This window comes from Bacillus sp. ISL-39, from assembly GCF_018613295.1.
In the GTDB taxonomy this organism is placed as follows: Bacteria; Bacillota; Bacilli; order Bacillales; family Cytobacillaceae; genus Mesobacillus.
The window spans coordinates 150,319-158,515 of sequence record NZ_JAGGQM010000022.1; the positions used below are offsets into that span (position 1 = coordinate 150,319).

Annotated in this window: 10 protein-coding genes; 7 read left to right on the forward strand and 3 right to left on the reverse strand. The window is 42.5% G+C overall.

Annotation, left to right across the window (positions count from 1 at the left end; genetic code table 11):
• Positions 1 to 12: 12 nt before the first annotated feature.
• Complete coding sequence (locus tag J7E37_RS16580) at positions 13 to 786, forward strand: 3D domain-containing protein (protein ID WP_215025253.1); 774 nt, start codon at positions 13 to 15, stop codon at positions 784 to 786.
• Positions 787 to 1,031: 245 nt separating this feature from the next.
• Here the strand turns inward: J7E37_RS16580 and J7E37_RS16585 are convergent, their stop codons facing one another.
• On the reverse strand, positions 1,032 to 1,811 hold the full coding sequence (locus tag J7E37_RS16585; RefSeq protein ID WP_215025257.1) for a hypothetical protein: 780 nt from the start codon (positions 1,809 to 1,811) through the stop codon (positions 1,032 to 1,034).
• A 150-nt stretch (positions 1,812 to 1,961) separates the two neighbouring features.
• Here J7E37_RS16585 and J7E37_RS16590 point away from each other — a divergent pair, with 150 nt between their 5' ends.
• Complete coding sequence (locus J7E37_RS16590) at positions 1,962 to 2,717, forward strand: TraR/DksA C4-type zinc finger protein (protein WP_215025260.1); 756 nt, start codon at positions 1,962 to 1,964, stop codon at positions 2,715 to 2,717.
• 129 nt (positions 2,718 to 2,846) lie between these two features.
• Positions 2,847 to 3,707 (forward strand): YihY/virulence factor BrkB family protein, encoded by an 861-nt coding sequence (locus J7E37_RS16595; RefSeq protein ID WP_214781397.1) that lies wholly within the window; start codon positions 2,847 to 2,849, stop codon positions 3,705 to 3,707.
• A 133-nt stretch (positions 3,708 to 3,840) separates the two neighbouring features.
• On the opposite strand, the gene J7E37_RS16600 is transcribed toward J7E37_RS16595, so the two are convergent.
• Both J7E37_RS16600 and J7E37_RS16605 read right to left on the reverse strand, forming a co-directional pair.
• Positions 3,841 to 4,092 (reverse strand): sigma-G-dependent sporulation-specific acid-soluble spore protein CsgA, encoded by a 252-nt coding sequence (locus J7E37_RS16600; protein ID WP_214781399.1) that lies wholly within the window; start codon positions 4,090 to 4,092, stop codon positions 3,841 to 3,843.
• A gap of 3 nt (positions 4,093 to 4,095) precedes the next feature.
• A complete protein-coding gene (locus tag J7E37_RS16605) occupies positions 4,096 to 4,296 on the reverse strand; it encodes a hypothetical protein (protein ID WP_214736726.1) in 201 nt (66 codons plus the stop codon).
• Between the two features lie 145 nt (positions 4,297 to 4,441).
• Here J7E37_RS16605 and J7E37_RS16610 point away from each other — a divergent pair, with 145 nt between their 5' ends.
• The 4 genes from J7E37_RS16610 to J7E37_RS16625 all read left to right on the forward strand — a co-directional run bounded on the left by J7E37_RS16610 (position 4,442) and on the right by J7E37_RS16625 (position 7,896).
• Positions 4,442 to 5,575: a zinc-dependent alcohol dehydrogenase gene (locus J7E37_RS16610; RefSeq protein WP_214781401.1), complete on the forward strand. Its 1,134-nt coding sequence runs from the start codon at positions 4,442 to 4,444 to the stop codon at positions 5,573 to 5,575.
• A gap of 144 nt (positions 5,576 to 5,719) precedes the next feature.
• The gene (locus J7E37_RS16615; RefSeq protein WP_215025263.1) at positions 5,720 to 6,319 is read left to right on the forward strand and encodes a class I SAM-dependent methyltransferase; all 600 of its coding nucleotides are present in this window, start codon (positions 5,720 to 5,722) and stop codon (positions 6,317 to 6,319) included.
• A 65-nt stretch (positions 6,320 to 6,384) separates the two neighbouring features.
• Positions 6,385 to 6,813, forward strand: a complete 429-nt coding sequence (locus J7E37_RS16620; protein ID WP_215025266.1) for a ferritin-like domain-containing protein — start codon at positions 6,385 to 6,387, stop codon at positions 6,811 to 6,813.
• Positions 6,814 to 6,963: 150 nt separating this feature from the next.
• Entirely contained in the window at positions 6,964 to 7,896 is a 933-nt protein-coding gene (locus J7E37_RS16625) for a c-type cytochrome (RefSeq protein WP_215025269.1), read from the forward strand.
• Positions 7,897 to 8,197 lie beyond the last annotated feature (301 nt).

Sequence of the window (8,197 nt, forward strand, 5' to 3'; positions counted from 1 at the left end):
GGAGGCAAACAAATGAAAAAGTCATTATTATCTTTGGTTGCAGCAGCGGCAATTTCTGGAGCTGCCGGCACACAAGCACAGGCAGAGGAAATCGTCGTACATAAGGGGGATACACTTTGGGGTATTTCAAAGGAATACGGCGTAACAGTAGATTCACTAAAAAAATGGAATAACTTAACTGGTGATGTCATTCATCCGAACGATTTACTAGAAGTATCTCCTATTAAGCATGCGCAAGTAAGAAAAGGAGATACACTTTGGAGTATTGCCAAAGCTTATGGTGTAACAGTAAATGATCTAAAAGATTGGAATAAATTATCATCTGACCTTATTCATCCAGGGATGAGTCTGGCAGTTTACACAAATATGCCAGTTGAAATGAAAGTGGAAAAAACAAACTCTGCACAACCGGCTGCAACTCCGGTAGCAACACCAGCAGCAGCGCCTGCTAACCAAGTAAAAGCCCAACCCGCTGCAGCAAAGCCAGCAGCAGCGACAAACCAGATTACCGTTGAAGCGACGGCTTATACAGCATCTTGTACAGGATGCTCTGGAATTACAAAGACAGGTGTGAACCTGAAAGCTAATCCAAATGCAAAAGTAATTGCTGTTGATCCAACAGTTATTCCTCTTGGATCTAAGGTATATGTTGAAGGCTATGGCTATGCCACTGCCGAAGATATTGGCGGAGCCATCAAAGGAAACCGCATTGATGTCTTTATCCCTACTCAAAGCGGGGCCCTTCAATGGGGAAGAAAGCAAGTGAAAGTGACAATTTTGGACTAAACGGTGTCTGGAAAAGCATTGGCAATTTGCCAATGCTTTTTTTACTGGATAAGAAAGTATAAATATTTCCACTTAGATGAGTGTCTAGCTCCAGCGCCTAGCCCCTCGAGTCGCTTCGGTGCTGCCAATGAAGTCAAAGAGCGACTTCTTCGGTCGACCCTCCGTGCTAGACCCGCCAGCCACAGGACGTGGCGCTTTATGGCGGGCAACGCTCGTCGGGGCTGACCAAGGCGCTGCGCTTTTTTTTATTTTTCCTGTTTTGCTTTTGTCTTAAACGTTTTACCTCTGATAATTTTCTTTTGAGTGATATTGGGCATGATAAGACTTAAGAAAAATTGTGTGAATCTGGAGTATTGTTCTTCAACTTTTTCAAGGATCGCGTTAGCTTTTGTCGATAATGAAGTTTTGATTTCGCCTAGCTGGTCATTAATTGTTTCACCAACGGCATCCTGTTTTCCGAGTCGTTCCATGACTGTTTCATGAAAAATACCCTGCAAATCGGCATGTTTTGCCAGCATATCCTGCAGTTCTTCCTGTTTTTGAGCCTGTATGACCAGAGCTTTCGTGACATCTTCGTATTGGAGAAGCTTGCGGTTCAAGTCCTGTATCATTGATTGCTGATGGGCCAGCTGATTTAGTATTGCCTCGCTTGTCAGCTCTCGATTCAAAAGAGCCTTCGAAAATTGTTCGTGCATCTCTTCAAGTTTAATCAGTTTATCATCGATTTCTGTTGTGGATTCCTTCTGCTCAGAGATGTTTTCCATGACCCTTTCTGAAAGGTTTTCCTGTTTAGAGAGAAACGAAACCATTTCCTGAAATTGTGAAAATTGTTCTTGTCGGTTGTGCTCCAACGTTTGATCGAATTTTGTTACGCTGCCTGTCAAATCTTTATTAAGCTTTTGCTGCTCATTAAGTATTTCTTGTAAATAATTGAGGTGGAATTTTTCCTGGTTGCTCTGTACCTTGAGATCGTCGGTGTTGCAAAAAACCTGTGGAGAAACATATCCATTAACAAATAAAGACATAGGCATCACTCCTGATAATAAGTTGTCATATATACTATGACTTGTGCCGCAATAATGGTACTTGCGGCTAGATAACACTTATTACCTTTTATTAAATGGGGCAGATTGCAGCAAGCTAATAAAAACTGCACTAAGAAAGGAGCAGCTGATATGCTAACAAAAGGCCAGCTGTCGGCATTCAAGGCAGAGCTTCTCAAAAATAAAAAAGATCTCAATTCCCACCTTGACGCAAATGACCATTTTGATCTAAAAAGTGGACATGCGCATGAGTCAACAGGGGAGCTTTCAAGCTATGATAACCATCCAGGGGATGAAGGAACAGAGTTATATGAGCGAGAGAAAGATATTGCACTGAATGACCACGTAGAATATCAACTCCAAAGCATAGATAAAGCCATTCAGGCAATTGAGAAAGGAACTTATGGAAAATGCGAGGTTTGCGGGCGCGAGATTCCATATGAGCGACTTCAAGCCGTACCCGAAACGACATTTTGTATTGAACATACACCTGACCGTACGGTTTCCCATAATCGGCCTATTGAAGAAGGGGTGCTGATGCCGCCTTTCGGAAAATTTGATCTTGACAACAAGGATGAAAATGTCGCTTTTGACGCAGAAGATTCCTGGCAGGAGGTTTCGAGCTGGGGAACTTCAGAAACTCCATCTGATTTTATGACGCCACAGAATCATTATAATGACGTCTATATTGAGTCAGAAGAGAATGTAGGTTATGTTGAGGACTTCGAGAATTTTGTAGGCAACGATATCACCGGCACAGAAATCACCGTTTACCCAAATAAACAACATGAGAAATACGAAAATGAGCTGGATGAAGAGGGGATTATGACATCCTTTGGCGACCTTCCTGCTTACGAACATGACCCATATGTAGAGGACGATAAGTAATTCGATGAAAAAGACCAGAGATGGTCTTTTTTGTTTGCGTGATTATACAGGATTTCCTGTCATGATTAAAAACTCTCTTGGCGGGGAAAAGACAAGCATAATTAAATGTCCATGAGAGGTGAGTCCTAATTGAAAGAGAAACTTAAACACTATGGTAAAAGCCTGCTGGGGGAATTGAAAAAAGACCGGGCAACGGGTTTGGCTGCTCAACAGGCGTATTATTATATGCTGGCGCTGTTCCCATTGCTGATTCTAATGATAGCAATTGTTCCTTACTTGAATATCGATCCCCAGAAAGCTATAAATGTTGTAAATACATTATTACCCTCGCAATCAGCCGAATTATTAAGAGATAATGTTGTCAAATTGGTAAGTGAACGAAACGGCGGTCTGCTTACTTTTGGTATCATAGGAACATTATGGTCAGCATCGAGCGGCATGAACGCGTTTATAAAAGCAATGAATATTGCGTTTGATGTAAAGGAAACGAGATCATTCATTAAAGCAAGGCTTGTTTCGATAATGCTGACATTCGGTCTGATTCTGGCGTTTGTAGTGGCGCTTCTTTTGCCGGTATTCGGTAAAGTGATTTTGGATGCTGTAGAATCAATCGTCCACATTCCAGAGCCTTTTGATATTGTGTTCAACATTGTAAGATGGGTTGTAGCAATTGTCGTTATGGCCGCAGTTTTGGCTGGCTTATATCGAGTAGCTCCAAATAAACATTATCCATTCAAGCATGTAATTCCAGGGGCTATTTTCGCAACAATCGTATGGCAGCTGATTTCATTGGGATTTTCTTTTTACGTTAGCAATTTCGGAAACTATTCAGCCACTTATGGAAGCATCGGCGGGGTAATCGTCTTGATGCTCTGGCTATTCCTGACAGGGCTTGCCCTTGTACTTGGAGGAGAAATCAATGCGATTTACCACAGGGACAAAACGGGTGAAGAGCCAGTCGAAGAGCATGCAGCATCAGTGAATAGTTAACGCAGATTATCATTTGTACTTTTTTAGAGACAGCAAAACAGTTTGTGAAAAGGATCATAGTAAAAAAACAGCAGATTATCTGCTGTTTTTTTTGTTTCTCTTTATAGTGGAATGGGAAAATTCCCTCCGATGTTCAATAGAGTAATTCGTATACTTCATTCAATTGCTGAGCACGTTTATCGTCCAGTTCATTTTTTGCATACTCAATGGCATCAGGCAGAATTTTGTTCAAAAACTCAATTTCTTCGGCAGTCAGGTCTTTGACAAATTCACCCTCAGACGGGTAATCGCCCTGTTCTAACCGATGATAGATTTTCTTGCTAAGCGGATAGGTCTCTGTGTAATTGGATATGATTTCACGTAGATAAGCCTGTGTTTTTTCCATTGTCTACTCCTTAAAGTACTCTTTGAATTGTTCGGAATCAGTCATTTGATCATTTTTGAAATAAGGATTTTCCTCAGTTGCATCACTTGGATCCAGATTTGTTTTGATCACCAGCTGCGGCCCATTGGCAGGCTCGGCGATAACTCGGTCAGTCATTTCCTTGAAATCAGGGAGTTTTTTATTTCCGGGCTGTTTAGGTTCCATTTTTCTACACCTCCATTTTATAACTTGCATTATTGAAGAGTAATTTATGTACAAAGCTAATTATTGGAAACTCTTCCATAAGTGTTTTCTCTGATTACTTGCAGGGAAAAATAAAATGTAGTTAATAGGAATGGGGTGGAGAATCATGAAAGCAGTTACTTATCAAGGTTCAAAGGATGTACAAGTAAAAAATGTAGAAGCTCCAAAAATAGAACATGAACAAGATATGATTGTGAAAATTACCTCAACGGCAATTTGCGGATCAGACCTGCATCTTTATCAGGGCAATATGCCTCTCCGTCCAGGCTATATCATCGGACATGAGCCAATGGGGATCGTCGAAGAAGTGGGACCTGGAGTGAAAAAATTGAAAAAGGGAGATCGTGTGGTCATTCCTTTCAACGTTTCATGTGGTGAGTGTTTTTACTGCCAGAATCAGATGGAAAGTCAATGTGATAACACAAATGAATACAAGGATACGGGGGCGTATTTCGGATACACCGAACAATACGGTAACCATCCTGGTGGACAGGCAGAATACTTAAAGGTGCCATATGCTGATTTCACATCATTTGTTGTGCCTGAATCATGTGAGCTGGAGGATGAGTCGCTGCTGTTCCTGTCAGATGTTATCCCGACTGCATGGTGGAGTGTAGAGCATGCTGGTGTAAAAAAAGGAGATACTGTTATTGTGCTTGGCAGCGGACCGATTGGATTGATGACGCAGAAATTTGCCTGGATGAAAGGGGCGAAACGTGTCATCGCTGTCGACCACCTCGACTACAGGCTGATGCATGCCAAAAAAAACAACAATGTTGAAATCTTTGATTTTACACAGGAAGATGATCCAGGAAAGTTCCTGCAAAACTTGACTGACGGCGGAGCGGATGTCGTAATTGACTGTGTAGGAATGGATGGAAAGAAATCCGTCGTGGAAAAGGTAGAACAAAAACTGAAGCTTCAGGGAGGAACTCTTTCCGCGCTGGAAATCGCCCATACAGCAGTAAGGAAATTCGGAACCGTGCAAATTACAGGTGTTTATGGTTTAAGATACAATATGTTCCCGCTTGGCCGTTTCTTTGAACGCAATATTACGATGAAAATGGGGCAGGCTCCAGTTATTCATTACATGCCAAAACTATTTGATATGGTCTCAAACGGAGAATTCGATCCAACTGACATCATCACTCACAAAATTCCGCTCGAAGATGCGGCAAAAGGGTATGAAATGTTCAATGATCGAAAAGACGACTGTATCAAGGTGATTTTGAAGCCTTAAGGTACTTGGGTGTGCATAACCAAAGCTCAATAGAGGCAATAGTTAACCTTGGAGTCATATAGAAAGGTCTTGGATTAAGCATTAGCTTTTCCAGGGCCTTTTTGATTATAATGATAAAAACGGTAATAGTTAGGAGCACTAATTTTGGGAAAAATATTTGCTTTTTCTTATGATAAACTCATGGGACCACTTGAGAAGAAATGGATCGCGAGGGTCAGGAAAAAAATAATTTCAGATTTAGAGGGAAATGTCCTTGAAATTGGTGCAGGTACAGGAGCAAATTTCCCTTACTATTCCAGGGAAAAGGTTGAAAATGTTGTTTCACTGGAGCCCATTCCTCATATGCTTGGTCAGGCAATTCTTAGAGCGAAGGAAGCAGGATTGCCAGTCGAGTTCCATCAGGGGATGGCAGAGACACTTCCATTCAAGGATGGTGAGTTTGATACTGTTGTGGCCACGCTTGTTCTTTGTTCCGTAAGTGAGCCGCAAAAGGTTTTTCAGGAAGTGCGAAGAGTGTGTAAAAAAGGCGGGAAAATTGTCCTTTTTGAGCATGTCAGAACGGAATCCAAAGCGCTTGCGGCCCTGCAGGATGTCCTGACACCCGCGTGGAAACGGCTGTGTGATGGCTGCCACTTAAATCGTGATACAGGTCGCTATATGAGGGAATCTGGAATCAAAGTGATAAAAGAAAAGAAGTATTTAAAGGGTATTTTTGTTGAGTATGAGGGGCTTAATCCAGAATAAACGGACGCAAGCACACCCTTCACTCCTCTCCATACACTGATACAAAGAATTTGGGGAGGATTGACATGTATCCATATTATGACCATTACAGACAGAACCAAAAGCTTGTCAGTGACCTGACGAAAGCTATAAATGGAGAATACAGTGCGACACAATGCTACGCTAAGCTTGCAGAGATGGCGCCGAATGAGGATCAGCGGAACCAAATCCATGAAATTCTGAATGATGAGAAAAAGCATTTGCGTCAGTTTACTCAGATTTATACAACACTGACAGGGAAGCGGCCGGAGCTGCAAATGACTGAAGAATGCGGTGACACGTATCTTGAAGGCCTCGAAGCATCTATTAAGGATGAACAAAAAACAACTGATTTTTATCATGAAGTAGCAGATGAAGCTGCAGACCCGGTCGTAAAAGAAGTTTTCAGGCGTGCAGCTTATGATGAGCAGAACCATGCCGTGTGGTTTCTATATTATTTAGGAATGGAAAAGTAGGAGCTGGAGAAATCCAGCTCCTTTTTCCTATTCTTATAGTTTTCACTATTTCTACATATTTAATATAAAAATAGTTGTGTTATATATACTAGAATGGGTATAGGGAAATTGGATAGCAATTTGAATAATCTACATAAGGAGGAAATCATTATGAAAAACAGTCTTGCTATTATTATTGGATTTTTAATCGTAGGATCATTATTTGTTGGCTGGAAAATCAGCCAGGACCTGGGACCGGCTGAAACAGCAACAGCGCCTCAGCCGCAAACTGAGAGTGCAAGCAAAGAAATTGAATTTAACCCGCCAAGCATGGAGGATGTACCCGATGGTCCTCTAGGCGAAAGTATAAAATATGGACATGAGCTAGTCATGGAAACGAATACAGTTGCCGATGAGTACGTTGGCAATAATCTTTCATGTGCAAGCTGCCACGCAAATGGGGGTACAGTGAAAGAAGAGGCACCGATGGTCGGGCTTGCTGCAGTCTATCCAGAATACAGGCCGCGCGAAGGTGAGGTTTACACTCTGGAAGATCGTATCAATGGATGTATGATCCGAAGCATGAATGGAAAAATGTTCCCGACTGACAGCAAAGAAATGCGCGCGATGATTGCTTATTTGCAATACATGTCAGAAGGTGTCCCTGCTGGGGCAGACCTTCCGTGGAGAGCGCCTAAAGAGCCAAAGCAATATCCCGTTCCTAGCGTTGAGGACGGAGAAAAGCTTTACGCACAATCTTGTGCAAGCTGCCATGCTGCTGATGGCTCAGGTACTGGAACAAACACAGGACCTGCTGTATGGGGAGAAAATTCTTTCAACGACGGTGCAGGTATGTCAAGAATGACCAAAATGGCGGGATACGTTCAGAAGAACATGCCTAAAGGACAGGGAGGAACTTTATCTGACCAGCAAGCGATCGATTTGGCCGCATTTATCCTTTCGCATGACCGACCAGAATTCAAAGGACATGAGGGAGACTGGCCGAAAGGGGGGAGACCGGCAGACATCATGGATAAAGAAAAACGTGAGCAAGTCAAAAACGGTACAATCGATTGGGAAGCAATACTCTCGGTAAAAAATTAAGACTAGTAGAAACCCAGCACCTGCTTTTGCAGGGCTGGGTTTTATTTTTGTTAAGGAATTTATAAAATTTCTTAAGTTGTGGATAACTCTATGAAGTTTTCTTAATCCAGCTCCAGCACCTAGCCCCTCGAGTCGCTTGTCTAGCTGCGGCTCCTAACTCCTCGAGACGCTTCGTTCCTGCCAATGAAGTCAAAGAACGACTTCACTGTCAGGCCCTCCGAGGCACACGATGTGCTAGACCCGCCAGCCACAGGATAAGGAAAGCTTCGAAGCGAATCATCGCACGACCGAAAGCGGTAGC